We start from the raw sequence: 25,785 nt of genomic DNA, 5'->3' as shown, positions 1-25,785 counted from the left end.
GCGCATTTCGATGCGCCCCTCATTTTTCGGCCGGCGCGCCCGTTTTTACTGCGGCTCGAACACGTGATGCAACGCCGGCGGCTCGGCGCCGTCGCGAATCCGCATTTCAAATGCCTTACGCGCGACGCTCGTCGGCCGGACGTCAGCCGCGTCCAGATAGAACTGCGAATACCAGTCGCGCATCTGGTACAGCGGACCGTCGCCTTCGCACAGCAGCGGGTTGTCGATCCGCGTCTTGCTGTGCCAGATGTCGACGTCCTCGTAGAACGCGCGCTGCGCTTCCTTCACGTACGCGTTCGCGATCTCCAGGTTCTGCTCGTCGCTGAGCCCGACCACCTTCTTCACGATCACGCCGTAACGCAGTTCGAAGCTGTTCATGTCGATCGGCACGTGGCAGTTCAGCAGCACCGAGTGGATCGGCTGCCCGTTGCTCTGCCCCGTCATCTGCGTGATGTGCACGGCCGGCCCGAAATACGTCGACAGCGCGGTCAGGCTGTCGCCGCCGAGCTTCTCGCTGCGGCCGACCATCAGCTGCGTCGCCTTGTGATCCTCGAACAGGTTCGCGAAATAGTCGATCGGCGCGCGGTGCACGGTCGCGAAGTGCGCGACGTCCGAGATGTTGTCGACCAGCTCGCGGCAGTTGGCCTGGATCACCATCTTGTCGACCACCCAGTCCGACCATTCGTCGGAGAAGCACACGTCGAGACGCGGAATCGCGACGTCCGCCGGCGGCGCATTGCCTTCCGGGTCGTTCCAGACGAACAGCAGGTTGTTTTCCTCGCAGGTCGGCCATGCGCCGATGCGCGCCTTCGGCGGAATCCGCTTGCAGTACGGGATCGACGCGCACTGCCCTTCGCCGCTCCAGGCCCAGCCGTGGAACGGGCACACGAGGTTGTCGCCCTGGACCGTGCCGAGGCTCAGGTCGGCGCCCATGTGCGGGCAGTAGGCGTCGACGACATTGACCTTGCCGGTCGAATCGGCGAACGCGGCGAGCTTGCGGCCGAACACGTTCAGCGTGTGCGGCTTGCCGTCCTTGTAGTCGCGGGCGAGCCCGAGGCAGTGCCAGCCGCGCGCATAGCGCTGCGCGAGCGGCTGGGCTTCGATCTTGTAAGGGCGTGCGGACATGTGGGTTGACTCCTCTCGTGGGGAACGCGCGGCGGCCCGCCGCGCGCGGGGTAATGGGGGTGCGCCGCTCAGCGCATCGGATTGCCGTGCTCGAACGCGGTCGCCTGCTGCCGTGGCGACGCGGCCACCGGCGACGGCGACGACTGTGTCGCGCGGCGCTCGGCCCGCTCGACGCCGAGCCACGCGGCGAGCGCGGGCAGCAGGAACACCGCGCCGAACAGGTTCACGAGGAACATGAACGCGAGCAGCACGCCCATGTCGACCTGGAACTTCAGCGCGGAGAACGCCCACGTGCCGACGCCGATGAACATCGTGACGGCCGTGAACAGCGCCGCCGTGCCGCGCTGGCGCATCGCATCGGCAAACGCGTCCGGCAGCGACGCGCCATGGCGGATGTCGTGCTGCAGGCGCTCGTACAGGTAGATCCCGTAGTCGACGCCGACCCCGACGCCGAGCGTGATCACCGGCAGCGTCGCGACCTTCAGCCCGATGCCGAGCCGCGCCATCACCGCGTTGCACAGGATCGACACGAGCGTGAGCGGCACGACGATGCACAGCACCGCGCGCCACGAGCGGAACGTGACCGCGCAGAGCAGCGCGATCGCACCGAAGATCGACAGCAGCATCGCGATCTCCGCGTCGCCGACGGCCTCGTTGGTCGCGGCCATCACGCCGACGTTGCCGCCCGCGAGCCGGAACGCGACGTTCGGCGTCGGGTTCTCGGCCGCGAAGCGCTTGATCTCGTCGACGATGTGCGCGATGGTCGTGCCCTCGTGGTTCTTCGTGTAGATCAGGACCTGGATCGCCTTGCAGTTCGCGGTGTTCATCCCGTTGTCGGGGTCGAACGCGTTGGAGCCCTGCGTGAGCCCGTCGCTGGAGCGCGGCAGCGCGGCCCAGCGCGGGTTGCCTTCGTTGAACGCGGCGATGAACACCTTGCCCTGCGACGACACGCTCGTCACCGACTGCACGCCGGCCACGCCGCGCATGTTCATCTCGAACTTCTCGATCGCGCTCATCACCGGGTAATGCAGGCACGCGTCGTCGAAGCCGGTCGTCTCGACGATCACCGACAGCACGTCCACGCCGATGTTGTACTGGTGCGTGATCGCCGCGTTGTCGATGTTGTAGCGCGAGTTCGCGCGCAATTCCGGCGCGCCGGTGCCGATGTCGCCGATCTCCAGCTTGCGCGATTCGAGCGTGCCGTACGCGAGCAGCGCGAGCGCCACCGCGAACACGCCGAGCGCGGGTGCCGGCCGGGCGAACACCGCGAAGCGCGACCACATCCGGCTGCCGCCGGCCGCCGCCGTGCGCTGCGCGCGGGCCAGTGTGCCGCGTTCGAGGCGCGTGTACGACAGCAGGATCGGCAGGAACACCTTGTTCGTGACGATCATCAGCAACACGCCGAGGCACGCGGTGATGCCGAGCTCGCGCACGATGTCGATTTTGATCCGCATGATCACCATGAAGCCGAGCGCGTTGGTCAGCAGCGCGACGGTGCCCGGCACGAACAGCTTGCGGAACGCGTCGCGGGCGGCGTCGACCGACGACTCGCCGCGCACCAGCGCCTGCTTCCATGCGTTGGTCATCTGCACCGCGTGCGACACGCCGATCGAGAAGATCAGGAACGGCACGAGGATCGACATCGGGTCGATGCCGAGCCCGAGCAGCGGCAGCGCGCCGAGCAGCCAGACGACCGGCAGCAGCGCGACGACGAGCGCCAGCACGGTGGTCTTCAGCGAGCGTGTATAGCCGAACAGCAGCGCGGCCGTCACGAGGAACGCGAGCGCGAAGAACGCCATCACGCCCGCGATGCCGCTCTCGACGTCGCCGACCAGCTTCGCGAAGCCGATGATGTTCACGTCGATGCCCTGCTTCGCGTATTTCGCGCGAATCTCCTCGAGCTGGCGCGCGACCGCGCTGTAGTCGAGCCGCTTGCCGGTGGCCGGGTCGGTCTCGCGCAGCTCGGCACGGATCAGCGCCGACTTCAGGTCGTTGCCGACGAGGCGGCCGATCTGCCCCGAACGCGCGACGTTGCGGCGCACCTTCGCGAGATCGTCCGGGTTCGCACTCGAGAACTGGCCCGGCACGACCACGTCGCCGCGAAAGCCGGCCTCGGTCACCTCGGTGTAATGGACGTTCGGCGTGAACAGCGAGAACACACGCGAACGGTTCACGCCGGGGATGAAGAACACATCGTCGGTCGCATGGCGCAGCGCATCCATGAACGTCTGGTTGTAGATGTCGCCGTCGCCCTTCCAGCGCAGGCTCACGAGGATCGTGTTGGCGCCGGGGAACGCGCCCGCATAACGCTCGAACACCTGCATGTACGGGTGCTGCATCGGGATCATCTTGTTGAAGCCCGGATCGAGCTTCAGGCGCGTCGCGGACAGCCCGAGCGCGAGCGTCACCGCCACGCAGAGCAGCATCAGCAGCCGGCGCCGGCGAATGATCGTGTTGGCGCAGCGCTCGACGAAGGTGGCGAGGCGCGACGCGGGAACGGCTTCAGGGGGGCGTGACAGGTCGTTCATGGAATTCTCGTGTCGGTACGGACTGGCGATGCGAAACGAACCAAAGCGGACGGCAACCGGCGGCCACTGCGGCCGCCGTGGCCGCGCATCAGGACGGCGCCGCGGCGAGCGGCGCGACGCCGGCCTCGCCGCCGAGCAGCAGTGCGCCGTGGCCCATGTCGAGCACGGCCGCGAGGCTCTGCACGCCGCCGAGCTTGCGCACGTCGAAGGTCAACCCGCCGTCGCGCGACGCGACGATCGCGCCGCCCTGGCCGACCAGCACGAGTTCGCCGTCGGTCAGCTGGGTCGCGCCGAAGTACGACACCGGCACGTGGCTGTCGACGTGCGTCCAGGTCGCGCCGCGATCGGTGCTGCGCACCACGTTGCCGCGCATCCCGTACGCGACCCAGTCGCCGTTCGCGAGCATCAGCGCGCCGAACAGCGAGCCGGCATACGGCGAAGGCAGCTTGTCCCAGGTGACGCCGTTGTCGGTCGAGCGCAGCAGCGTGCCGCTCTCGCCCGCGACCAGCAGGTTGCCGTGGCCGTCGCCGACGATCGCGTTCAGGTGACGGTCGCCGGCGGGTGTCTTGACCGTCTGCCAGTTGACGCCCGCATCGTCCGAACGCAGCAGCTGGCCGAAGCTGCCGGCCGCGAACAGCGGGCCGTTGGCGGTGCCCCACACGGACAACAGCGGATCGGAATGGTCGTGGTCCATGTGCACCTCGCGCCAGTGCACGCCCGCGTCGTCGCTGCGGATAATCCGGCCGTCGTGGCCGACCGCGATCCCGAGCGTCGGCGTGATGAAGCGCACCTGCGTGAGCGTCGACGCCTGGTCAGGCGTGACCGACGCCGGCCGCCAGTGGGCGCCCGCGTCGTCGCTCAGCAGGATCACGCCGCGTTCGCCGACCGCGACGATGCGCGCGCCGGCCCTGGCGAGCCCGTTGATCTGCAGCCGGTCCGCATGGATCGCGGTGACCGGGAACGCCGGCAGCGGGCGCGGCGAAAACGCGAACAGCGCGGCGCCGAGCACGAGCGCCGACATCGCGAGTCCGGGCAAAGTTCGTTTCATGCTTGTCTCCTGTGTCTGCGTTCGACGGCGGTTCGCGCCGAAGCGCCAACGGCAATCGCCTGCAAATCTCCGGGCCGTCGGTCTTTGCCGCGGCCTCGAATGGTCCTGAATGGCTGGCCGCCGTCTCCGGCGGCCGATCCGGCACCTGCTACGCGCCGACTTCGAACAGCGCGGCGGCACCCATCCCGCCGCCGATGCACATCGTCACGACCGCGTGCCGCACGCCACGCCGCGCGCCTTCGAGCATTGCGTGCATCGTCATCCGTGCGCCCGACATCCCGAACGGATGGCCAAGCGCGATCGCGCCGCCGTCCACGTTCAGCCGGTCGTCGGGGATGCCGAGCGTGTCGCGGCAATACAGCGCCTGGCACGCGAACGCCTCGTTCAGCTCCCACAGCCCGACGTCGGCCGCGGTCATCCCGAAACGCTCCAGCAGCTTCGGGATCGCGAACACCGGGCCGATGCCCATCTCGTCCGGCTCGCAGCCGGCCACCGCGAGGCCGCGGAACGCGCCGAGCGGCGTCAGCCCGCGGCGCGTCGCCTCGCTGCGCGACATCACGACCACGGCCGCCGCGCCATCCGACAGCTGCGACGCATTGCCGGCCGTCACGAACTCGCCCTGCTCGACGACCTTGCCGCCGCTCCACGACGGCTTCAGCCCCGCGAGCCGCTCGGCCGTCGTGTCGGCGCGCACGCCTTCGTCGCGCGCCGCGCGCAGGTCTTCGTGACCGGCCGGGTTGCCTTCCTTGTCGAACAGCGCGCGGCGCACGTCGAGCGGTGCGATTTCCGCGTCGAAGCGGCCGGCGGCCTGTGCTTCGGCCGTGCGCTGATGGCTCTGCAGCGCGTAAGCGTCCTGCGCGGCGCGCGAGATCCCGTAGCGGCGCGACACGATCTCGGCCGTTTCCATCATCGCGATGTACGCGGCCGGCTGGTGGTCGAGCACGGCCTGCGAACGCGCGCGATACGCGTTCTTGTGTTTGTTCTGCGTGAGCGAGATCGACTCGACGCCGCCCGCGACGACGATCCGCGCATCGCCCGCGCCGATGCTGCGCGCGGCGCTCGCGATCGACATCAGGCCCGACGAGCACATGCGGTCGATCGCCATGCCGGGCACCGACGCCGGCAGCCCGGCCGCCGCGGCCGACAGGCGGCCGATGTTGTAGCCCTGCGTGCCTTGCTGTGCGGCGCAGCCGATCAGCACGTCGTCGACGTCGGCCGGCGCGACACCCGCGCGTTCGAGCGCCGTGCGCACGACGTGGCCGCCCAGCGCGGGCGCCTCGGTGTCGTTGAACATGCCGCGAAACGCCTTGCCGATCGGCGTGCGTGCGACGGAAACGATGACTGCGTCTTCCATGTGCTGGCTCTCTGAATCTGGATCTAGAAGTAGTAACGGCTGATCGTGTCGGCGACGCAGCCGGGCTTGCCTTCGCCTTCGATCTCGACGGTCACGCGAATCCACGCCTGCACACCGCCTTCGAGCGGCTCGACACGCAGCAGCTCGCCGACGCCGCGCACACGCGCGCCGACCTTCACCGGCGCGGGGAAACGGATCCTGTCGCAGCCGTAGTTGACGCCGAGCCGCGCACCGTCGATGCGCACGATCTGCGGCAGGAAATAGTTGACGAGCGACAGCGTCAGGTAACCGTGCGCGATGCACGCGCCGAACGGGCCGTCCTTCGCGCGCACCGGATCGACGTGCACCCACTGGTGATCGCCCGTCGCATCGGCAAAGCCGTCGATGCGGATCTGGTCGATCGCGAGCCACGCGCTCGCGCCGAGCGTCTCGCCGACGGCCGCCGCGAGTTCGCCGGGATGCGCGAACACGCGGGGCGTCGCGCGCACGGGGTCGAGGGTCGTGTCCATCATGCGTGCTGGCTGCTGACTGACAGCACTTCGCCCGTCATGTACGACGCGTAATCGCTTGCAAGAAACACCATCACGTTCGCGACCTCCCAGACTTCGGCGGCGCGCCCGAAGGCTTCGCGCGACGCCAGTTGATTCAGCAAGTCGGCCGGGGCCGACTTCTTCAGAAAATCGTGCATCGCGATGCTCGGCGCGACCGCGTTGATGCGCACGCCGTACGGCGACGCTTCGAGCGCCGCGCAGCGCGTGAGCGCCATCACGCCCGCTTTCGCCGCCGCGTAGTGCGCCTGTTCCGCCTGCGCGCGCCAGCCGAGCACCGATGCGTTGTTGACGATCGCGCCGCGGCCGCGGGCCTGCATGTGCGGCAGCATCGCGCGCATCATCCGGAACGTCCCGGTAAGGCTAATGTCGATCACGCGCGACCATTCGGCATCGTCCATATCGACGATGCGGGTCGACCCGCCGAGCCCGGCGTTGTTGATCAGCACGTCGACGCCGTCGAGCTTGTCCTGCGCGTCGGCGACGAGCGCCTGCACGTCGGCCTCGACCGCGACGTTGCACAGGCGGCCATGGATCTGTTGCAGCCCCGTTTCGGCGCGCAGCGTCTGCACCGCCTGTTCGAGGCGCTTTTCGTGGATGTCGGAGATGAACAGCGCGCGGCAGCCCTCTTCCGCGCAACGGCGCGCGGCCGCGAAGCCGATGCCGGCGCCGGCCGCAGCCGTGATCAGCACCGATTTGCCGGCGAGCAACTGGTGGCCCGGCACGTAGGCGGGGGCCTTCTGGATCTGGGGTTCGGTCATGCTTGTCCTCGCGGTTCTCTTGGCATGCCGAGCCCGCGCTCGGCCATGATGTTGAGCTGGATTTCGTTGGTGCCGGCGTAGATCGTGTCCGCACGGGAGAACAGGAATACGCGCTGCAGATGGGTGAGCTTTTCGTCGGTGGGATCGATCACGTTCGCGCGCGGCCCCAGCGCGTCCATCGCAAGCTGGCCGAGGTCGCGGTGCCAGTTCGACCAGTAGTACTTGTAGATCAGCGCTTCGCGGCGCAGCGGCGCGCCGCCGTCGGCGTCGTCCGCGCCGGACAGCATTCGCAGCGCGTTGTAGCGCATCACGCGCAGCCCGGCCCATGCGCGGCCGATCCGCTGGCGCAGCACGGGATCGCGGTCCGCGCCCGATTCACGCGCGGCGTCGATCACCCATTCGAGCTCGCGAACGAACTGCATCTGCTGGCCGAGCGTCGACATTCCGCGCTCGAAGCCGAGCAGCGTCATCGCGATCCGCCAGCCGTCGCCCGGCGCGCCGACCAGGTCGCACGCTTGCGCACGCGCACCGTCGAAAAACACTTCGTTGAATTCCGCTCCGCCGTTGAGCTGCTTGATCGGCCGGATCTCGAGGCCCGGCTGATCGAGCGGCATCAGCAGGAACGACAGCCCCTTGTTGCCCTTCGACTCGGGATCGGTGCGCGCGAGCACGAAGATCCAATCGGAATCGTGTGCGAGCGACGTCCACACCTTCTGGCCGTACACGCGCCACGTGCCGTCTGCGTCCTGTTCGGCGCGCGTGCGCACGTTCGCGAGGTCGGAGCCCGCGCCCGGCTCCGAATAGCCCTGGCACCAGAACTGCGTGCCGGCCAGGATGCCGGGCAGGAAGCGCGCGCGCTGGTCGTCGGTGCCGCACGCGACGAGCGTCGGCCCGAGCAGCCCTTCGCCGATATGGCCCATCCGCCCGGGGCCGCCCGCACGCGCGTATTCCTCGTGGAAGATCACCTGCTCGGCGACCGAGAAGCCGCGCCCGCCGGCGTCGGTCGGCCAGCCGAGGCCTGTCCAGCCCCCCTTCGCGAGTGCCTGTTCCCACGCCTTGCGGAGTTCCGGCCACGCTTCCTCGTCGCCGGGGCCGCCGCGGTATTTCAGGCAGGCGAATTCGCCGGTCAGGTGCGACTGCACCCAGTCGGCCACTTCGTGCCGCAATTGCTGTTCGCGCGTTTCGCTGTTCATTGAAGGGCTCCTGCGCGTGCGGCGGATGGGCGGGTTGCGGCGATGACCGGTGATGCGGCCGATGCGGCCGTTTCGGTTTCGTCGCACTTGGCCACGCTACCGTCGATCGCGTGGCGCGCGATCCACTCGAGCAGTTGCGGCGTCGTGCCGAACTGCGCACCCGACGCCTGCGCGCGCTTGAAATAGAGATGCGGGTCGTATTCCCACGTGAAACCGACGCCGCCGTGCAACTGGATCGCCTCCTGCGCGCAGAACGCATACGCGTCGTTCGCGGCGGCTTTCGCGGCGGCGATATCGGCGCGCAATGCGGCGCCCGGCGTCGCGCCGGCTTCCGCGTCCCATGCATGCGCGGCGCCGAGCACGGCCGAGCGCGCCGATTCGATCGACACCATCATCTGTGCGCAACGGTGCTTGACGGCCTGGAACGACGCGATCGTGCGGCCGAACTGCACGCGCTGGCTCGTGTAGTCGAGCGTCAGGTCGAGGCATTGCTGTGCGCCGCCGAGCTGTTCGGCAGCCAGCGCGAGCGCCGCGAACCACGCGGTGCGCTCCAGCACCTGTGCTGCATCGCGGCCGGCCAGCAATGCGTCGCGGCTCACGCGAGTCTCTTCGAACGCCACGCGCGCGATCGGCCGCGTGGCGTCGAGTGTTTCGAGCGGCGTGACGGTCAGGCCGGTTGCCGTCGCGACGTCGATCGCGAACACGGCGAGCGACTGCCCTTCGTTCGCGATTCGCGCGGGCACCAGCAGCAGGTCGGCGCGCGCACCGTCGATGACTTGTTTGATCGCGCCGGACAGCGCATAACCGCCCGCCGTTTCCTCCGCGACGATCGGCAGCAGCCAAGAGGCCACGGTGCCAGCCCGCAGGTCCAGCGGCAACGCCAGCGTCGCGCTGCACGCGCCTTCGGCGATCTTCGCGAGCCAGCCGGTTGCCAGCGGCGTGTCGCAGCCGGTCAGCGCGGTCGCCGCGAGACACGCGGTCGAAAAATACGGCACGCACGCAACGCGCCGGCCGAGCTGTTCCATCAGCACCGTCTGCTCGACCGCGCCGAGCCCGAGCCCGCCCGCCGCCTCGGCCAGCGCCAGCGCGTTCCAGCCGAGTTCGCCCGCGAGCGCGGCCCACAGCGCGTCGTCGCGGCCGGCCGATTGCTCGAGCGCGCGGCGCACGTCGGCGGACGCACTGCGCTCGGCGAGCACGTCGGCCGCCGCGTCGCGGATCATCGCCTGTTCGTCGGTGAGCGCCAGATCCATCGCTCAGCTCCCGTACACGCGCTGCGCGGGGCGCGCATCGGCGAGCAACTGCGCGACCGCCGGGCCAACCTCGGCCGCCGCCCAGCGCGCGCCGCGATCGATGCTCGGGCCCGTGCGCCAGCCTTCCGCGACCGCGATCATCCCGCCCGCGACCTCGAACACCTGGCCCGTCACGTCGGCCGACAGCGCACTGCCGAGCCACACGACCAGCGGCGCGACGTTGGCCGGATCGAAATAGTCGAACGCGCCGTCTTCGGGCTTCTTCATCATGTCGGCGAACACGCCTTCGGTCATCGACGTGCGCGCGGCCGGCGCGAGCGCGTTCACGCGCACGCCGTAGCGCTGCAGTTCGACCGCCTGCATCAGCGTGAGCGCGGCGATCCCCGCCTTCGCCGCGCCGTAGTTCGACTGGCCGATCGAGCCTTGCAAGCCGGCGCCCGAACTCGTGTTGACGATCCGCGCGTCGACCGGATTGCCGGCCTTCGCGGCATCGCGCCACACGCGCGCCAGCACGCTCGACAGGCAGAAGTGGCCGCGCAAGTGCACGCGCATCACGTCGTCCCAGTCCTGCTCGGTCATGCTCGTGAACATCTTGTCGCGGCAGATGCCCGCATTGTTGACGAGCACGTGCACGTCGCCGAATGCTTCGCGCGCCGCGTCGACGATCCGCTGCGCGGTGTCGACGCGCGTGATGTCGTCCGCATTCGCGAGCGCGCGGCCGCCTTGTTGCGCGATCTCGTCGCACACGGCCTGCGCGGCTTCGTGCCGGATGTCGTTGACGACAACCGCTGCGCCCTCGGCCGCGAACGCGAGCGCGTATTCGCGCCCGAGCCCGCCGCCCGCGCCGGTGATGATGACGGTGCGTCCGTTACAGATTCCCATGCTTGTGCCTCGTGGATCGTGAAAGTGACGCGCTCACAGGCGCTCGATGATCGTGACGTTCGCGAGACCGCCGCCTTCGCACATCGTCTGCAGGCCGTAGCGGCCGCCCGTACGCTCCAGTTCGTGCAGCAGCGTCGTCATCAGCCGTGCGCCGGTCGCGCCGAGCGGATGGCCGAGCGCGATGCCGCCGCCGTTCGGGTTGGTCTTCTCGTGCGGGAAGCGCGTGTCGGCCAGCCAGGCCTGCGCAACCGACGCGAATGCCTCGTTCATCTCGACGACGTCGATCTGCGACCAGTCGAGCCCGCTCTTCGCGAGCGCGGCCTTCGTCGCCGGGATCGGCGCGGTCAGCATCCACAGCGGATCGTCACCGAGCACGCTCAGGTGATGAATGCGTGCGCGCGGCGTGAGCGCGTAGCGCTTCAGCGCGTCTTCCGACACGATCAGCAGCGCGGCGGCCGCATCGCAGGTCTGGCTCGCGACGGCGGCCGTCAACGAGCCGCCCGGCGTCAGCGGTTCGAGCGTCGCCATCTTTTCCAGCGACGTATCGGGGCGCGGCGTCTCGTCGTGCATCACACCTTCGAACGGCACGATTTCCCGCTTGAAATGGCCGGCCTCGATCGCCGCGACCGCGCGGCGGTGGCTTTCGAGCGCATAACGCTCCATCGCGTCGCGCGACAGGTTCCAGTGATCGGCGATCCGCTGCGCGGCGACGAACTGCGACACCGGCGCGTCGCCGAAGCGCGCGCGCCAGCCTTGGCTGCCCGAGAACGGATCGGTGAAACCGAGCGGCGCCGCGCAGGTCATCGCGGACGAGATCGGGATCTGCGTCATCGTCTGCACGCCACCCGCGACGACGACGTCCTGCACGCCGCTCATCACGGCCTGCGCGGCAAAGTGCACGGCCTGCTGCGACGAGCCGCACTGGCGGTCGACCGTCACGCCCGGCACCTGCAGCGGCAATCCGGCCGCGAGCCAGCAGGTGCGCGCGATGTTGCCCGCGAGCGGACCGATCGTGTCGACGCAGCCGAACACCACGTCGTCGTATTCGTCGGCGGGAATCGCGTTGCGCTCGACGAGCGTCTTCAGCACGAAGCCGCCGAGGTCCGCCGCATGCACGTGCGCGAGCCCGCCCTTGCGGCGGCCGGTCGGCGTGCGCAGCGCGTCGACGATATAGGCTTGTTTCATCAGTTCAGTTCCTCGAGGTCGAAGGTCTGCGCGGGGCCGATCGGCAACGCGTCGCCGAGGATCGCGTCGGCCACGCGGGCCTTGTGGAACGCGCTGTCGCCCCAGCTGCCGGCGAGCGCCCAGATGCGTTTCATGAAGATCTGCAGGTCGAGCTCCCACGTGTAGCCAATTGCGCCGTGCACCTGCATCGAGTGGCGCGCGGCCAGTTGCGCGGCCGACGTCGCCGCGAGCTTCGCGTGCGACACGAACACCGCGCGCTGCGGGTGATCGTCGGCGATCGCCTGCGCCGCGCGCGCGACCACCGGCCGCGCGAACTCGTAGCGGATCGCGACGTCCGCGAGCAGATGCTTGAGCGCCTGGTACGAGCCGATCGCCTTGCCGAACTGCTTGCGCTGCGCGCTGTAGTCGATCGCGACGTCGAGCACGCGCTGCGTGAGGCCGAGCAACTGCGCGGCGACCGCGAACGCGCCGTGGTCGAGCGCGCGATCCAGCAGCGGCGCGGCCTCGGCGGCGCCCGCGATGCGCGTGGCCGGCGACGGTTCCCAGTCGAGCGTGAACAGCCGCCGCGACGGGTCGACGCTGTCCACCGCGCGCCACGCGCACTGCGCGGGATCGACGCGATGCAGCTCGCCGCGGTCTTCGCACAGCAGCACTTGCGCGACGTGCACGTCGGCCGCATACGGGTTCACCGGATGCACGAGCGCGACACGCGCGCGCCCTTCGGCGATGTCGCGCAGCAGCGCGTCGCGCCAGTCGCTCGCCGGCAGCCGCGCGAGCACGCCGGCCGACACGAGCGCCGTGTCGAGCAGCGGCTCGGGGCTGCCGAAATATCCGTAGGTCTGTGCGAGCAGCGCCCATTCCGCTTCGGTCAGGCCGAGGCCGCCGTGCGCCTCGGGCACCGACACGGCGGTCAGCCCCTGCGACGCGAACAGCGCCCACAGCGCATCCGAGCGCCCGGTCGGCGTGGCCCAGAGCTCGCGGATCAGCTCGGGCGTCATCTCGGTCATCAGCAGGCGCTTCACGCTGTCCGCGAGCGCTTCCTGGTCTTCATCGAATACGAAATCCATACGATGTCCGTTCAGTGAGGGAGTCGCCGGCGCCGTTACGCGCGCGGCATGCCGAGCATCCGTTCGGCGACGATGTTGCGCTGGATCTCGTTGGTGCCCGCGTAGATCGTGCCGGCCTGCGCGAACAGGAAACCGTCGAGCCAGTGGCCGAGCGTCGCGTGCTGCGCGGCCGTTTGCGGGACGACCTCGCCCTGCGCGCCGAGGATGTCGAGCGCCGTCTGGTGCATGCGCAGGTCGAGCTCCGACCAGAACACCTTGTTGGTGCTCGACTCCGCGCCGATGTGGCCGCCCTTCAGCAAGCGGCTCGCGGTCGCGTAGGTCGACAGCGCATAGGCCTGTGCATCCATCCACGCCGATACCACGCGCTCGCGCAGCGTCGGGTCACGGTCCGCGCTGTCGCGGTGCGCGAGATACAGGTCGCGCAACGCTTGCGCGGTGCGCTGGAAACGCGCGGGCGAACGCAGCATCAGCCCGCGTTCGAAGCCGGCCGTCGCCATCGCGACCTGCCAGCCCGCACCTTCGGCCGCGAGGCGGTTCTCGACCGGCACGCGCACGTCGTCGAAGAAAATCTCCGCGAAGCCCGTCTGCCCGTTCAACTGCCGGATCGGCCGCACCGTGATGCCCGGCGCCGACAGCGGCACCATCAGGAACGTGAGCCCGTGGTGACGCGACGATTCGGGATCGCTGCGGAACAGCCCGAACAGCCAGTCGGCCCACACCGCGCGGGTCGACCAGATCTTCTGGCCGTTCAGCACGTATTCGTCGCCGATGCGGGCCGCCGTCGTGCGGATCGCGGCCATGTCCGAGCCCGCGTTCGGCTCCGACCAGCCCTGCGCCCACACGTGCTCGCCCGCGGCCATCGCGGGCAGGAAGCGCGCCTTCTGCTCGGCGGTGCCGAAATCCATCAGCGTCGGGCCGAGCAGGAAGATGCCGTTCTGGTTCACGCGCATCGGTGCATCGGCACGCCAGTACTCTTCCTCGAAGATCAGCCACTCGATCAGGTCGCAGCCGCGCCCGCCCAGCTCGCGCGGCCACGTGACCATGCTCCAGCGGCCCGAGTGCAGCGTGCGCTCCCATTCGCGGTGCGCGGCGAAGCCTGCCTCGGTGTCGAAACTCGGCAGCCGCTCGCGCGGCACGTGCGCCGCGAGCCATTCGCGGATTTCCGCGCGGAACGCCTGCTGTTGCGGCGTATAGGTCAGGTTCATGCGCGTGCCTCCTCGGCCTGGGCGTCGAAACGCGCATCGCGCTTCTCGACGAACGCGGCGCGCGCTTCCGTCGAGTCGTTCGTCATGTACGCCTGCAGCGTGAAGCCTTGCTCCCAGCGGTATTTGTCCTCGAGATCGCCGTCCTCGACGCCGTTCAGCGCCTCCTTCGCGAGCCGCACCATCGCCGGGCTCTTCTCCGCGATCTTGCGGGCGATCGCGAGCGCCGCGTCGCGCAGCGCGTCACGCGTGACGACCTGCTCGACCGCGCCGAGCCGGTACGCCTCGGCCGCGTCGATCATGTCGCCGGTGAAATACATCGCCCGCACCTTCTGCACGCCGAACAGCCGCTGCAGGTGCGCGCCGCCGCCCATCGCGCCGCGGTCGATCTCGGGCACGCCGAAGCGCGCGCAATCGGCCGCGACGACGATGTCCGCCGCGCCGCAGATGCCGATCCCGCCGCCGAGCACGAAACCGTGCACGGCCGCGATCACCGGCTTCGGATTGCGGTGCACCGCGCGAAACGTCTCGTAGTTGCCCGCGTTGACCGCCACGATCCGCTCCGGATGCGCGGCCAGTTCCTTGATGTCGACGCCCGCGCAGAAGCCGCGGCCTTCGCCGCGCAAGACGATCACGCGCACGTCGTCGTCTTCGCCGAGCGCGTCCAGCGCGCGGGAAAGCGCATGCCAGCCCTGCGCGTCGAGCGCGTTCACGGGCGGATGGGCGATCACCAGTTCGGCGATGCCGTCTGCGCGATCGATCCGGAACGGCTGTGCGCCGGCCGGTTGATTGGATGCTGTCATCTCCATTGCCTCCCTGTGATGTTCTTCATGCGGCCCGCGCCGCTGCCGCGCCACGCAGCGCGGCCAGTGCGTCGAGCCGCTCGCCGGCTTCCGCGACAATCCGCGCGATCAGCGCGTCGCACGATTCGATCGCGCCGATCATCGCCGCCGCCTGCCCGCTCGGCAGCACGCCTTCGTCGGGGCGGCCCTCGACGATCGCGCGCTGGATCAGGAACGGCGCGTTCGCGGCCATCAGCGTCTGGCTTGCCGTGTAGTCGTGCGAGCGCAGCGCCTTGATCGCGAGGCCGAGCATGTCGCTCGTGCGCAGCCCGTTCTGGCGCCGCCAGGCCTCGGCCGTCTTCAGCGCGAACAACGTGCGGCGCAGCCGGCCGAAGCGTTCGAGCTTCAGCAGATACGGGTTGTCGATCATCCGTTGCGGCAGCCCGTCGAGCGCGTCCGACACGCGGATGCGCGCCGGGTCGCCGACCGCGACGTAGCGGTCGAGCGTTTCGCGCGGCACCGGCGATTCGGCGGTCATCAGGAAGCGCGTGCCCATCGCGATGCCGGCCGCGCCGTACGCGAGCGCGGCAGCCAGCCCGCGCCCGTCGAAGAACCCGCCGGCCGCGACGACCGGCACCCGCACCGCGTCGAGCACCTTCGGCAGCAGCAGCGTGGTCGGCACCGAGCCCGTGTGGCCGCCGCCCTCCGCGCCCTGCACCGTCACGATGTCCGCGCCGAGTTCGACCGCCTTCGCCGCATGCTTCGGCGCGCCGACGGTCGGCATGCAGACGATGCCGGCCTCCTTGAAGCGGCGGATCGTCTTCGCGTCGGGCCCGCGGCCGTAGCTGACCGCGCGCAGCCGGTGCTTGATCGCGAGATCGACCACCTGCGCGGCGTTCTTCTGGAACATGTGGAAGTTGATGCCGAACGGGTGATCCGTCAGCGACTTCACCTTCAGGATCTCGGCCTCGACCTGATCGGGCTCGAGCGTCGCGCCGGCCAGGAAGCCGAAGCCGCCCGCGTTCGCGGTCGCCGCGACGAGCCGCGCGTCGGCCACCCAGCCCATCGCGGTCTGCACGATCGGGTAACGACAGCCGAGCAGGTCGCACAACGGCGTATGGAGCGGGCTGTGAAGCGTCGTGCTCATGCTGCGGCTCCGTTGACGGCGACCGGCGCCGCCGCATCGCCGCGGTCCGCGCCGTTCGGCTGGCGCTGCGAGCTGGCCATGCTGCGCGCGTCGTAGCCGCCGAGGCGGTCGCCGCTGACGAGCTCGTTGTGCGCATGCGCGAAGTGATGCCATGCGAACGCCGCGTCCATCGCCGCGCGCTTGCCCTGCAGTTCCTCGACGTGGTTCAGCGCCTGCTTGGTCAGCGTCAGCCCGAGGCGCGGCATCGTCGCGATCTTCGCGGCGATCGCGTAGGTCGCGTCGCGCAGCCGCTCGCGCGGCACCACGCGGTTGACCATCCCCATCTGGTACGCGCGTTCGGCCGGCATCCGCTCGCCGAGGAACAGGAATTCCTTCGCGATGCGCGGGTTCAGTTCGTACGCATGCGCGAAATACTCGACGCCCGGAATCCCCATCCGCACGACGGGATCCGCAAAGAACGCATCCTCCGACGCGACGATCAGGTCGCACACCCACGCGAGCATCAGCCCGCCCGCGATGCACGCGCCCTGCACCATCGCGATCGTCGGCTTCGGCAGGTCGCGCCAGCGCCGGCACATCCCGAGGTACACCTCCTGCTCGCGTGCATAGAGGAATTCGCCGCCTTCCTTGTCGACGTGGTCGTACCACAGCGATGCGCGATCGAACGACTCGTGGATGTCGCGACCCGGCGTGCCGATGTCGTGCCCCGCCGAGAAATGCTTGCCGGCACCCGCTAGCACGATAGCCTTCACCGCGTCGTCGTGCGCCGCGCGCCGGAACGCCGCGTCGAGCGCATACGTCATCTTCGAGTTCTGCGCGTTGTGATACTCGGGGCGGTTCATCGTGATCGTCGCGATGCCGCCTTCGACCGCGTAGTCGACGACACCGTCGCCGAACGTCACCTGGGTCGCTTCCATGTCAGGCCTCATCCCCGGCGCGGCGCCGGATTGTTGCGCACGATCGTCGCGCGCAGGTTGTGCGGATCGAGTGCACGGACGATGCGCAGGTCTTCCGCGTTCGGCGCGGCCGTCGTGGCGAGTTCCGGATGCGCGATCAGCGGGAAGCCGGTCGCGTCCTGCACCTCGTCGAAGCTCACGCCCGGATGCAGCGAGCGCACGCGAATCGCGTGGTCCGGCCCGCCGAAATCCATCACGCACAGGTCGGTGACGATGCTGCGCAGGTCGACGAAGGTCTTCATCCCGGGCAGTCGGCGCGCCGGGTTGTAGCCGACCGTGCACACCATGTCGACTTCGCCGGCGACGAACGTGCGCTTGCCGTGGCCGCTGACGAAGAACGAGTTCGCGTGGTTCGTCGAGTTGCCGGGGAAGCCGCGCGCGCCGAGCAGTTGAGTCTTTGGCTGTGCGTAGTCGTCGCCGAGCCACGAGATGTTGGCCTGGCCGAAGCGGTCGATCTGCGTCGGCATCACGAGCGCATGGCGGCGGCCGTGCCACAGACAGTCGAACACGCGTTCGTAGGTCATCCAGCCGCTCGCCTTCACGCGATAGCCGTCGGGGCGCGGGCCGAGCGGCACCGGCTCCTCGACGAGATACGCTTCGCCGTCGGTCAGCATCAGCCCGTTGTTGTACGCGAGCCGCGCGAGGCCGGCCGCGAGCCGCGGGCCCGTGCCGATGCCGGTCGCCAGCACTTCGCCGTCGTCGCGCCAGAGTCGCGCGGACGCGACGATCATCAGTTCCGCGAGGGAATGGTCGAGAGATTCGCTCACAGGCGCTCCTTTACAGAATCGGCAACGGCAGCGTCGTCACGTGCGACAGCCCGCCGACGCCTTCGAGGTACTGGCGTTCGTCCTGGCCGACCACGTCGCACAGGTACGCCGCCGTTTTCTCATCGTCTTCCGCGCTCGCGCAGTACGCGCGCAGGTGCGGCAAGTCCCAGCCGTAGGCCGGCCCGCACGACGTCGGGTGCGCGCCGCCCGGCGCGTGCACGACGCCCGTGACGAGCGAACGCTCGAACGGGTTGCGTTTCGCGGCGTCGAGGTCTTCGGTCGCGATCGATGCGTCGACCGTTTCCGCCGACACGTAGCAGCGCTGCGCGGCACGCGCCATCCATGCATCGAAGAACGGATCGGGGCCGTCGATGCGCGTGTTGCCCATCCGGTCGGCCGCATTCACGTGCAGCAGCGCGACGTCGAGTTCGATCGCCGGCATCGCGAGCAGCGTCTCGCCGTCGTCGTACGGCGAGCTCACCGTGCGCAGTTCCGGCGCGTGATCGAGCAGCGCGGTGCCGAGCCCGGCGCGCGTCGGCAGGAACGGCAGGCGCGCGGCGGCCGCACGCAGGCCGAGCTGCAGCATCCCTTCGTCGAGTTCGAGCACGTCGACGCGGCCCTGTTCGCGGGCACGGCGGAAATGCGGTTCGAGCGGGATCACGTCGAGCGACACGAAGCCGAACACCACCTTGCGGACCTTGCCCGCCGCGCACAGCAGGCCGACATCGGCGCCGCCGTACGCGACGACCGTCAGGTCCTTCAGGTTCGAGCGCGCGATTTCGCGCACCAGTGCCATCGGCTTGCGCCGCGGCCCCCATCCGCCGATACCGATCGTCATGCCGTCGGCGAGTTGCGCGACCACGTCGCGCGCGGACATCGTCTTGTCGAGAGGTTTCATCGTCATCGTGCTGGCTTACCGGTATCCGATGCTGAAATCGTGGCCCCACTGGCTCACCTTGGTGGCCTCGAATACCGCGTGCTTCGACCAGTCGACCGTGAGGCCGCCGAAGCCGTATTCGAGATCGAAGCCGCCGGGGGTCTTCATGTAGAACGAGATCATCTGGTCGTTGCAGTGCCGGCCGAGCGTCGCCGACATCTTCACGTCGTGCGCGGCGACGCGGTCCAGCGCGCGGCCGACTTCGTCCATCGAGTCGACTTCGGCCATCACGTGCACGCAGCCCGACGGCACGGCCATCTCGAACAGCGCGAGGCTGTGATGGCGTGCGTTGCGGCAGTGCATGAAATGGATGCGCTTTTCGGGTTCGGCCGGATCGGCCGTGAACTTCACCCGAAAGATGTCGGACAGCTCGAAGCCGAGCACGCCGCGCACGAATGCGTCGGTCGCGTCGAACTGCGGCGCGGGCAACACCGCGTGGCCGAGCCCCATGTCGCCGGTGACGAAACGCGCGACGCCCAGCGGCGACACGAAGCGGCGGAAATCGCAGCGCGCGCCCCAGTACAACTCGTGGCGGTTGCCGGACGGGTCGGTGCACCATGCCATCGCCTGCACGCGGCGCAGCGCGGCTTCGGCGGGCGTCGCGCGGATCGGCTCGACGCCGGCGCGCTGCAGCGCCGCAAGCGCGGCGTCGAACGCGGCGCCGTCGGGCAGTTCCCAGCCCGACGCGAAATAGCGGTCGGTCGTGCCGGGGACGATCACGTAGCGGAAATCGCGCTCGTCCATCTTCAGGTACAGCGCGCCGTCGGGCGCGTCGAGCGCCTGCATGCCCAGCACGTCTTCCGCGTAGCGGCGCCACGCATCGACGCGCGTCGCCTCGACGACGACATAGCCAAGCGCACGGACATCGATCATGTCGGCCTCCTCCTGGTTCAGAATCCGTTGTTCGTGAAAGGATTCTGGCCGGTCGGGGGTGGTGTTACATCGTCTGTTGGGACGAGAGGCGGCGGGGAATCGTGGTGGCGCGGAGAAGCGCGGAAGCCCGGCGGAACGGGCTACGCGTGAAGGGACAGACGGGAAGCGGAGGCAGGTTGCCGCGGTGCGGCAAACCGAATCAATCGAACGGGTTCAGCAGCCGGACACCGGTGCGCGCAAAATCGTCGACATTGCGCGTGACGACCGTGAGATCGTTGATCAGCGCGGTGGCCGCGATCAGCTTGTCGAGTTCGTGCGCCGGATCGGGCACGCGCAAATGCCCCCACATCTGGCTGGTCTCGATATCGACCGGCAGGATGTTCGGCGCATAGCCGGACAGGATCGTCGCCATCCATGCCTCGAGCGCCGACGCCTGGCTGTGATCGCCGCGATGACGGATCAGGTCGACGCCGCGCCGAAGTTCGGCCACTGTCACGACGGACAGGTAAAGCGGGCTCGCGTCGGCTTCGGCCTGCCTGAAGAACGCCCGCACGCCGCGGTTGGTTCGCTTGCCCTTCCTGATTTCGCTGATGACGTTCGTATCAATCAAAAACACGCCTGACCTCGCCGGAATCCTGAACACGTTGGAAATCCGTGTCTTCGCCAACATCGGGCATGCTCATCAGCACTTGCGCAAATGTCCTTCGCTTCGGCCGGCCGAGCGCATCGGCCAGAATGGCCCGATGTTCGGCCTCGGCACTCCTGCCATTTGCCGCAGCCTGCTCGCGCAGGCTCTGAACGATATCGTCATCCACGTTACGCACCAGAAGATTTGCCATAGGTCCCTCCATCCAGATTGCTATCAATGATAGCAATGTGACGGTGAAATGCAAGCATTGCTATCATCGTCATCGACTGAGGGAAAACGGTGGTTGGCGTCGGCGAGCGGCAACCGCCGCATGAATCCATTCGGCTTTCGTCACTCGCCCGACACGTCGAACTGCTGTCTGCAAGGTATGCCGGATCGGAACGACGGAACAGACGGCCGATTGGCTAATCGACGCGGTCCAGCCTGCGCAAGCTCGCGCAGACCCACGTGGGGCGACTGCATTCGCCGCGTCCGGGTGGATCACGCGAGGCAGCCCCCGTCCATCTGGCCAAATCGCACGTGACTTGTTGGCACGTCCCTATCGGCAACACACCGCTCAACACGCTCGACGACAACTCACCCGCTCAAAACCGATACGAAATCCCGATCTGCAAGACCGGGTACCACCGATAGCGCGACATCACCTGCCGCAGTTGGTCCAGCCCGCTGGCGACCAGGATCTGGCTCTTCGCCGGTCCCGCAGCGGCCGCCAGCTCCGGCGACAGCGTGTATGAACACTTCGGTATCCCGTATGCGACGCCGAGGTCGGCGACGAATCCCAGCCCTTTCGACGCCGGCCGATGCCCGTAGCCGATCCCGACATACGGCATCACGGTCGGATAGCGCGCTTCCGCGACCGCATACATCCCCGGCAACGCCGGATAACGCTTGCCGCCGAACACGTAAGTCCCGTTGGTCGGCTCCGATACGCCGCGCAGCTCGTCGTCGTTGAAGCGCATCCCGACCGTCGCGCGGAAACCGCTGCCCCGCCACGGAAAGATGTCCGCGTACAAGCCGCCCTGGCGCAGCTTCAGGTCGTCCTGATAGCGATTGCCGGCCACCGTGAAGTCATGCGAAAGATCGATCGCATTGAAATCCGCGTGCGCACCGAGCATCGAATTGAAGCTCACGGTCGCGCCAATACCGACGCCCTGCGTACCGCCCTGCAGGTAGATCTCCTGCGCGTGCGCGCTCGCGGCGAACAGCACCGCGGCGGCTGCCCATTGGCTCACCGTCATTTTCACGGGCGCCTCCCCCGACATGTGCCGGGCGCGCCGTCCCCCCGCATGCGCCCCTTGCGCAATGCGTGGCGCGATCCCCGGCACGACACCTTGCAAGCAAGCTTGCTGTTCGACGAATCGGGAACGCGCTACACCGTGCGCATGGCCGATACGGCCTGCGCGACGCGTACACCGCAACAGGCGGCGCCCGCGACCCGATCCGATTCCCCGTTTGTTTCGATGTCGTTGCATGCCGCCGATGCGCTCATCGTTCTTGCCAATTTCGTTTGCACCGGCGGCACCGGGTCAACCGCAAAGCGCGTGCCATGCGGCGCAAACCGAAGCGGGACAAGCGTTACCGCCGGACACTGACGGTCACGCGGGGCGGAATCGGGAGAAATGTTTCAGGAACGTATCCGTATTCGGCAGACGAAGGCGAAACACGCGATTCGCCGTATCGCGCGTTGATGCCGCAACGCGTATCGAATGAGGCCAGACGGCCGTCAGCGCACGCGATTCGTCAATGCGATCAATCGCGCGCGGCGAAATAGATTGAAGAAGCGTTGCAAAGGTGTGACCTCGCGCCGGTCGCAAGCGAGGCCGATGCGCAATCGCGCGTGCCGAGGCAGGGTGAATACCGATGCGTGCGCATGCATCTTGTCCGTCAATGGATCAATACATCAGTCGAGATTACAACGGCGGACCGATGAAGACGTCGATTACGTGACGACCAGTGCGAGGTAACTGCAGCTGCAAAAAATAATGGCATTGTCATGATGCACAATTCGCCTCAACTTCAACATCATGAAAACCGTCGTGCCTCTCTGTAAAGCAAATCCAATCACGATGTGCTGATTTACGGACTTCCTATGACAACACGTGAACTGCGTGTCTTGGTACAATCCATCGACCAAGAGCAGGCCGATTTGGCAATCAACCTGACCACTAGAAAATCACTGGTGACGCAGCCATTCTCCAGTAACTCGGGATGCCATCGGCAGTAAATGAGACCAATCGACTAGCGGGTAAAATGTGAATCGCATCGTATTTCTTTTGTTGGCTGCAGCCGTGGTAGCAGGTTGTAATTCGAATCAGTCCGACAACAACACTCAATCTTCCGCAGCGAGCCCCGGCGCGTCGAGCGATACCGCCACGGCACAACAACCTCCACCGCAGGTAGTTGCTTCGCCTGCACCTCGGCCCCCGTCACACAACTACGCAATGAGTCAGGATGGCACGTATGGTTACGAGCCAGCGCTCAGTGAAGACGACGTGAGAGCAGGAAAAGCGACAAAGGCCCTCGTCATGATGCGCTACATTGGCCTGAAGGACGGTAATTATATTCTGCTGTTGGTCGACGAGGACGATCCGAGCATTTCGAATCGCATCACGTGCAAGGCTCCGTGTGATTTCGCCAAGTCGCAAACCATGGATGGCAAATCGGTTCTTCAAACCGAAACGTTACGGGTTGTACCTAATTCGCTAATCGGCGCGATGATTGAGGATGCAATGTCCGGACAACTGACTCCCTATGGTCAACGTACGTCCCTTTGACCCAATCGAACTCGCCCGTGGCTCATCCGATTGCCAACCACCCCGCAAGCGATGTGATGGCGTCTCCACTGCAACAAACGACCTTCGACTGTGTCAAGGCCAAAACCACTCCTGAATTTTCGATCTGTCACGATGCAGCTCGTGCAACAGCGGGATTTCCGGGAGGAAAATTGTCACGACAAGGAATGCGTGACATCGTGATACGCGTACCAGAAGTGCATACTGACAAAAAGTGCACAAACTGGTGATGTCGCTGTTCCGGGCATCTGACACACCTTGAGTAAATCTGAAGCCCGCTCATCCAAGCGGGCTTTTTCACGCCCGCTACAACCCATACCCACCCGACACATTCAACTGCTGCCCCGTAACATAATCCGCCCTGTCCGACGCCAGAAACACCGCCGCCCGCCCCACGTCGTGCGCCTTTCCCCAGCGCTTGAGCGCGAGCATCTTCTGCGTCTCGTCGATCCACGCCTGATCGAACTGCCCCTGTTCGAGCAGCACCGGAAACATCCCCGCTTCGATCACGCCGACCAGGATCGAATTCGCGCGAATGTTGTACCTGCCCTCCTCACGCGCGAGCCCCTTGACCAGCGCCTCGTTCGCCGCCTTCGGCGCGACCGACAGCCCGTCGCGATCGGGCCAGCGCAGATGCCCGGCCGAACCGAGCGTCACGAACGATCCGCCGCCCGACGCGCGGAAGTGCGGCAGCGCGGCTTTCGCCGCCACGAAGAAGCCGATCGTCTCGACCTCGATCGCGCGCCGCCAGTCGTCGTGCGTCATGTCGCCGATATGGCGCTGGTTCACGAACGGCCCGGCTGCCCAGACGACCGTGTGCACGCGGCCATGCGCGTCGATCGCGGCCGCGAGCGCGGCATCGACCTGCGCCGAATCGGTCACGTCCACGCAGTGCGTGGTGGCCGCCACACCTTCGCCGCGAATATCACGCGCGACGCGTTCGGCCACGTCGGCCTTGCTGCGGTAACCCACCGCGACCGGCACGCCGGCGCGCGCGAACTCGAGCGCGACGCCCTGCCCGATCCCGCCGCTGCCGCCGAACACCAGCACCGCGCCCTGCGGAAACCCGTTGTCGTTCATGCGTTCATCCCGTTCGTATGTGGCAGCACCGATCAGGCCGCCGCTTCGGTCGCCGCGCGCAACCGGTACTTCAGCACCTTGCCCGCCGCGCTCGTCGGCAGTTGCTCGACGAACGTGAAAAACCGCGGCACCTTGTAATTCGCCATGTTGCGGCGCGCCCAGTCGTTCAGCTCGTCGGCGTCGGTATGCGCGCCGGGACGCAGCACGACATACGCGTGCCCGACCTCACCGAGCCGCGTATCGGGCACGCCGACCAGCGCGACCTGCGCGATCGCCGGATGCGCGGCGAGCAGCCGCTCGATCTCCGCCGGATAGCAGTTGAAACCGCCGACGATGAACATGTCCTTGATTCGATCGGTGATCTTCAGGTTGCCGTTCGCATCGACGCAGCCGAGATCGCCCGTATGCAGCCAGCCTTCCGCATCGACGGTCTCGCGCGTCGCGTCCGGCTGGTTGAAATAGCCGCGCATCACGTTGTAGCCGCGCACCCAGATCTCGCCGGTCTCGTCCGGCCCGAGTGCCGCACCTCCCGGCCCCGCAATACGCAGCTCGACATCCGGCATCGGCCGACCCGACGTATAAGCGATGGTCTCCGCGTCGTCGCCGTGACGGCACAGCGTCGCAAAGCCGCACGATTCGGTCAGCCCATAGCCGGTCAGCACCGTTTCGAAGCCGAGCTCCGCACGCATCCGCTCGATCAGGCTCGGCGCGATCGCCGCCGCGCCCGTCACCGCGATCCGCAACGACGACAGGTCGCGCGTCGCGCGATCGGGCGCATCGAGCAACGCGTAGTACAACGTCGGCGGGCCGGGCAGCACCGACACGCGGTCGTCCGCGACGCGCCGCAGCACGTCGGCCGGCTGGAACACGAGATGCGGCAGCACGGTCGCGCCGCTCGACAGCGCGGCGAGCCAGCCAGCCTTGTAGCCGAACGTGTGGAAGAACGGATTGACGATCAGGTAACGATCGTCGTGGCGCACGCCCGCGATCGCCGCCCACGCCTGCGCGGCGCGCAGGTTCTGGCCGTGCGCGGTCATCACGCCCTTCGGGCGGCCCGTCGTGCCGGACGTAAACATCAGGTCCATCACGGTGTCGGGCGTCACCCGCGCCTCGCGTTCGCGCACCGCGGAAAGCGGCACCGCCGCGCCGCGCGCGAGGAACGCGTTCCAGGTCTCGTCGCGCGCGCCTCGCGGCGCATCGCCGTCGAACACGACGACACGCTCGAGCGTCGCGGGCCGGTGCGGCGCGAGCATCTCCGGATAGGATTCGCCGAGGAAGGTGCCGCAGCAAAACAGCAGCCTTGCGCCGCCGTCGTGCAGGATGCCGCCGACCTCCATCCCCTTCATCCGCGTATTGACCGGCACGAGGATCGCGCCGACGGTGTGGATCGCGAGCGCCGCGACGATCCATTGCGGCAGGTTCGGCGCCCAGACCGCGATGCGATCGCCGGCTTCGATACCGCTTGCCAGCAGCGCGCGCGCCGCATCGAGGCGCGCCGCGTCGAGTTCCGCGTAGGTCAGCCGGCCATGCTCCGACTCGATCGCCGGATGCGCGCCGTGGCGCGCGGCAGCCCGCGCGATCAACGCGGGCGTGGTCAGGATTTCATTGTCCATCGTCATAGGCATCAGGGTTGCCGTGCGCGCCGCCGGCGCGGCACGC

24 protein-coding genes and 1 pseudogene are annotated in these 25,785 nt (G+C 68.0%); 2 read left to right on the top strand and 23 right to left on the bottom strand.

Annotated elements, in window-relative coordinates; translation table 11 throughout:
• Positions 1–45 precede the first annotated feature (45 nt).
• The 21 genes from ACTRWB_RS08835 to ACTRWB_RS08735 all read right to left on the bottom strand — a co-directional run bounded on the left by ACTRWB_RS08835 (position 46) and on the right by ACTRWB_RS08735 (position 21,516).
• Entirely contained in the window at positions 46–1,125 is a 1,080-nt protein-coding gene (locus ACTRWB_RS08835; protein ID WP_048251090.1) for a Rieske 2Fe-2S domain-containing protein, read from the bottom strand.
• 68 nt (positions 1,126–1,193) lie between these two features.
• Positions 1,194–3,653, bottom strand: a complete 2,460-nt coding sequence (locus ACTRWB_RS08830; RefSeq protein WP_446901619.1) for an efflux RND transporter permease subunit — start codon at positions 3,651–3,653, stop codon at positions 1,194–1,196.
• An 88-nt stretch (positions 3,654–3,741) separates the two neighbouring features.
• A complete protein-coding gene (locus ACTRWB_RS08825; RefSeq protein ID WP_193100425.1) occupies positions 3,742–4,701 on the bottom strand; it encodes a WD40/YVTN/BNR-like repeat-containing protein in 960 nt (319 codons plus the stop codon).
• A 148-nt stretch (positions 4,702–4,849) separates the two neighbouring features.
• A complete protein-coding gene (locus tag ACTRWB_RS08820) occupies positions 4,850–6,055 on the bottom strand; it encodes an acetyl-CoA C-acyltransferase (RefSeq protein WP_446901618.1) in 1,206 nt (401 codons plus the stop codon).
• Between the two features lie 23 nt (positions 6,056–6,078).
• Complete coding sequence (locus ACTRWB_RS08815; protein WP_412025627.1) at positions 6,079–6,564, bottom strand: MaoC family dehydratase; 486 nt, start codon at positions 6,562–6,564, stop codon at positions 6,079–6,081.
• Positions 6,564–7,364, bottom strand: coding sequence for an SDR family oxidoreductase (locus tag ACTRWB_RS08810; protein ID WP_193100422.1), 801 nt, complete (start codon positions 7,362–7,364; stop codon positions 6,564–6,566). The genes ACTRWB_RS08815 and ACTRWB_RS08810 overlap by 1 nt, the downstream gene beginning before the upstream one ends.
• Entirely contained in the window at positions 7,361–8,557 is a 1,197-nt protein-coding gene (locus tag ACTRWB_RS08805) for an acyl-CoA dehydrogenase family protein (protein WP_446901617.1), read from the bottom strand. Before ACTRWB_RS08805 ends, ACTRWB_RS08810 begins: the two co-directional genes overlap by 4 nt.
• The gene (locus ACTRWB_RS08800) at positions 8,554–9,807 is read right to left on the bottom strand and encodes an acyl-CoA dehydrogenase family protein (RefSeq protein WP_446901616.1); all 1,254 of its coding nucleotides are present in this window, start codon (positions 9,805–9,807) and stop codon (positions 8,554–8,556) included. The genes ACTRWB_RS08805 and ACTRWB_RS08800 overlap by 4 nt, the downstream gene beginning before the upstream one ends.
• Positions 9,808–9,810: 3 nt before the next feature.
• Positions 9,811–10,689 (bottom strand): SDR family oxidoreductase, encoded by an 879-nt coding sequence (locus tag ACTRWB_RS08795; protein ID WP_446901615.1) that lies wholly within the window; start codon positions 10,687–10,689, stop codon positions 9,811–9,813.
• A 33-nt stretch (positions 10,690–10,722) separates the two neighbouring features.
• A complete protein-coding gene (locus ACTRWB_RS08790; protein WP_446901614.1) occupies positions 10,723–11,874 on the bottom strand; it encodes an acetyl-CoA C-acetyltransferase in 1,152 nt (383 codons plus the stop codon).
• A complete protein-coding gene (locus tag ACTRWB_RS08785; RefSeq protein WP_446901613.1) occupies positions 11,874–12,941 on the bottom strand; it encodes an acyl-CoA dehydrogenase family protein in 1,068 nt (355 codons plus the stop codon). Before ACTRWB_RS08785 ends, ACTRWB_RS08790 begins: the two co-directional genes overlap by 1 nt.
• 35 nt (positions 12,942–12,976) lie before the next feature.
• Positions 12,977–14,146, bottom strand: a complete 1,170-nt coding sequence (locus tag ACTRWB_RS08780) for an acyl-CoA dehydrogenase family protein (protein WP_048251079.1) — start codon at positions 14,144–14,146, stop codon at positions 12,977–12,979.
• Positions 14,143–14,952 (bottom strand): enoyl-CoA hydratase family protein, encoded by an 810-nt coding sequence (locus ACTRWB_RS08775; protein ID WP_446901612.1) that lies wholly within the window; start codon positions 14,950–14,952, stop codon positions 14,143–14,145. Before ACTRWB_RS08775 ends, ACTRWB_RS08780 begins: the two co-directional genes overlap by 4 nt.
• A 19-nt stretch (positions 14,953–14,971) precedes the next feature.
• Positions 14,972–16,072, bottom strand: a complete 1,101-nt coding sequence (locus tag ACTRWB_RS08770; RefSeq protein ID WP_446901611.1) for an NAD(P)H-dependent flavin oxidoreductase — start codon at positions 16,070–16,072, stop codon at positions 14,972–14,974.
• A complete protein-coding gene (locus ACTRWB_RS08765) occupies positions 16,069–16,989 on the bottom strand; it encodes an enoyl-CoA hydratase (RefSeq protein ID WP_446901610.1) in 921 nt (306 codons plus the stop codon). Before ACTRWB_RS08765 ends, ACTRWB_RS08770 begins: the two co-directional genes overlap by 4 nt.
• An 8-nt stretch (positions 16,990–16,997) precedes the next feature.
• Complete coding sequence (locus ACTRWB_RS08760) at positions 16,998–17,795, bottom strand: CoA-transferase subunit beta (protein ID WP_446901609.1); 798 nt, start codon at positions 17,793–17,795, stop codon at positions 16,998–17,000.
• Between the two features lie 10 nt (positions 17,796–17,805).
• Entirely contained in the window at positions 17,806–18,699 is an 894-nt protein-coding gene (locus tag ACTRWB_RS08755) for a CoA transferase subunit A (protein WP_446901608.1), read from the bottom strand.
• Positions 18,700–18,708: 9 nt separating this feature from the next.
• Positions 18,709–19,605, bottom strand: coding sequence for a VOC family protein (locus ACTRWB_RS08750; RefSeq protein ID WP_343494476.1), 897 nt, complete (start codon positions 19,603–19,605; stop codon positions 18,709–18,711).
• Positions 19,606–19,804: 199 nt separating this feature from the next.
• Positions 19,805–20,221: a type II toxin-antitoxin system VapC family toxin gene (locus ACTRWB_RS08745; RefSeq protein WP_230684579.1), complete on the bottom strand. Its 417-nt coding sequence runs from the start codon at positions 20,219–20,221 to the stop codon at positions 19,805–19,807.
• Positions 20,208–20,444, bottom strand: coding sequence for a FitA-like ribbon-helix-helix domain-containing protein (locus ACTRWB_RS08740; protein WP_048251071.1), 237 nt, complete (start codon positions 20,442–20,444; stop codon positions 20,208–20,210). Before ACTRWB_RS08740 ends, ACTRWB_RS08745 begins: the two co-directional genes overlap by 14 nt.
• 394 nt (positions 20,445–20,838) lie before the next feature.
• Positions 20,839–21,516, bottom strand: a complete 678-nt coding sequence (locus tag ACTRWB_RS08735; protein ID WP_446901607.1) for a hypothetical protein — start codon at positions 21,514–21,516, stop codon at positions 20,839–20,841.
• A gap of 81 nt (positions 21,517–21,597) precedes the next feature.
• On the opposite strand from ACTRWB_RS08735, the gene ACTRWB_RS08730 reads away from it, so the two are divergent.
• Positions 21,598–21,846, top strand: coding sequence for a hypothetical protein (locus ACTRWB_RS08730; RefSeq protein ID WP_446901606.1), 249 nt, complete (start codon positions 21,598–21,600; stop codon positions 21,844–21,846).
• An 849-nt stretch (positions 21,847–22,695) separates the two neighbouring features.
• A pseudogene (locus ACTRWB_RS08725) lies at positions 22,696–23,226 on the top strand (hypothetical protein); the annotation flags it as partial.
• A gap of 126 nt (positions 23,227–23,352) precedes the next feature.
• Here ACTRWB_RS08725 and ACTRWB_RS08720 read toward each other — a convergent pair.
• Both ACTRWB_RS08720 and ACTRWB_RS08715 read right to left on the bottom strand, forming a co-directional pair.
• Positions 23,353–24,126 (bottom strand): SDR family NAD(P)-dependent oxidoreductase, encoded by a 774-nt coding sequence (locus ACTRWB_RS08720; RefSeq protein ID WP_446901605.1) that lies wholly within the window; start codon positions 24,124–24,126, stop codon positions 23,353–23,355.
• Between the two features lie 32 nt (positions 24,127–24,158).
• The gene (locus ACTRWB_RS08715) at positions 24,159–25,745 is read right to left on the bottom strand and encodes a FadD3 family acyl-CoA ligase (protein WP_446902035.1); all 1,587 of its coding nucleotides are present in this window, start codon (positions 25,743–25,745) and stop codon (positions 24,159–24,161) included.
• Positions 25,746–25,785: the final 40 nt, after the last annotated feature.

Source organism: Burkholderia sp. YIM B11467, assembly GCF_052952715.1.
This window is presented reverse-complemented; position numbering and strand designations above follow the sequence as displayed.

Bases quoted from the DNA above. Each gene is read 5' to 3' on its own strand.
- ACTRWB_RS08835 (WP_048251090.1), bottom strand. From the start codon at position 1,125: ATGTCCGCACGCCCTTACAAGATCGAAGCCCAGCCGCTCGCGCAGCGC.
- ACTRWB_RS08830 (WP_446901619.1), bottom strand. From the start codon at position 3,653: ATGAACGACCTGTCACGCCCCCCTGAAGCCGTTCCCGCGTCGCGCCTC.
- ACTRWB_RS08825 (WP_193100425.1), bottom strand. From the start codon at position 4,701: ATGAAACGAACTTTGCCCGGACTCGCGATGTCGGCGCTCGTGCTCGGC.
- ACTRWB_RS08820 (WP_446901618.1), bottom strand. From the start codon at position 6,055: ATGGAAGACGCAGTCATCGTTTCCGTCGCACGCACGCCGATCGGCAAG.
- ACTRWB_RS08815 (WP_412025627.1), bottom strand. From the start codon at position 6,564: ATGGACACGACCCTCGACCCCGTGCGCGCGACGCCCCGCGTGTTCGCG.
- ACTRWB_RS08810 (WP_193100422.1), bottom strand. From the start codon at position 7,364: ATGACCGAACCCCAGATCCAGAAGGCCCCCGCCTACGTGCCGGGCCAC.
- ACTRWB_RS08805 (WP_446901617.1), bottom strand. From the start codon at position 8,557: ATGAACAGCGAAACGCGCGAACAGCAATTGCGGCACGAAGTGGCCGAC.
- ACTRWB_RS08800 (WP_446901616.1), bottom strand. From the start codon at position 9,807: ATGGATCTGGCGCTCACCGACGAACAGGCGATGATCCGCGACGCGGCG.
- ACTRWB_RS08795 (WP_446901615.1), bottom strand. From the start codon at position 10,689: ATGGGAATCTGTAACGGACGCACCGTCATCATCACCGGCGCGGGCGGC.
- ACTRWB_RS08790 (WP_446901614.1), bottom strand. From the start codon at position 11,874: ATGAAACAAGCCTATATCGTCGACGCGCTGCGCACGCCGACCGGCCGC.
- ACTRWB_RS08785 (WP_446901613.1), bottom strand. From the start codon at position 12,941: ATGGATTTCGTATTCGATGAAGACCAGGAAGCGCTCGCGGACAGCGTG.
- ACTRWB_RS08780 (WP_048251079.1), bottom strand. From the start codon at position 14,146: ATGAACCTGACCTATACGCCGCAACAGCAGGCGTTCCGCGCGGAAATC.
- ACTRWB_RS08775 (WP_446901612.1), bottom strand. From the start codon at position 14,952: ATGGAGATGACAGCATCCAATCAACCGGCCGGCGCACAGCCGTTCCGG.
- ACTRWB_RS08770 (WP_446901611.1), bottom strand. From the start codon at position 16,072: ATGAGCACGACGCTTCACAGCCCGCTCCATACGCCGTTGTGCGACCTG.
- ACTRWB_RS08765 (WP_446901610.1), bottom strand. From the start codon at position 16,989: ATGGAAGCGACCCAGGTGACGTTCGGCGACGGTGTCGTCGACTACGCG.
- ACTRWB_RS08755 (WP_446901608.1), bottom strand. From the start codon at position 18,699: ATGACGATGAAACCTCTCGACAAGACGATGTCCGCGCGCGACGTGGTC.
- ACTRWB_RS08750 (WP_343494476.1), bottom strand. From the start codon at position 19,605: ATGATCGATGTCCGTGCGCTTGGCTATGTCGTCGTCGAGGCGACGCGC.
- ACTRWB_RS08740 (WP_048251071.1), bottom strand. From the start codon at position 20,444: ATGGCAAATCTTCTGGTGCGTAACGTGGATGACGATATCGTTCAGAGC.
- ACTRWB_RS08735 (WP_446901607.1), bottom strand. From the start codon at position 21,516: ATGTCGGGGGAGGCGCCCGTGAAAATGACGGTGAGCCAATGGGCAGCC.
- ACTRWB_RS08720 (WP_446901605.1), bottom strand. From the start codon at position 24,126: ATGAACGACAACGGGTTTCCGCAGGGCGCGGTGCTGGTGTTCGGCGGC.
- ACTRWB_RS08715 (WP_446902035.1), bottom strand. From the start codon at position 25,745: ATGACGATGGACAATGAAATCCTGACCACGCCCGCGTTGATCGCGCGG.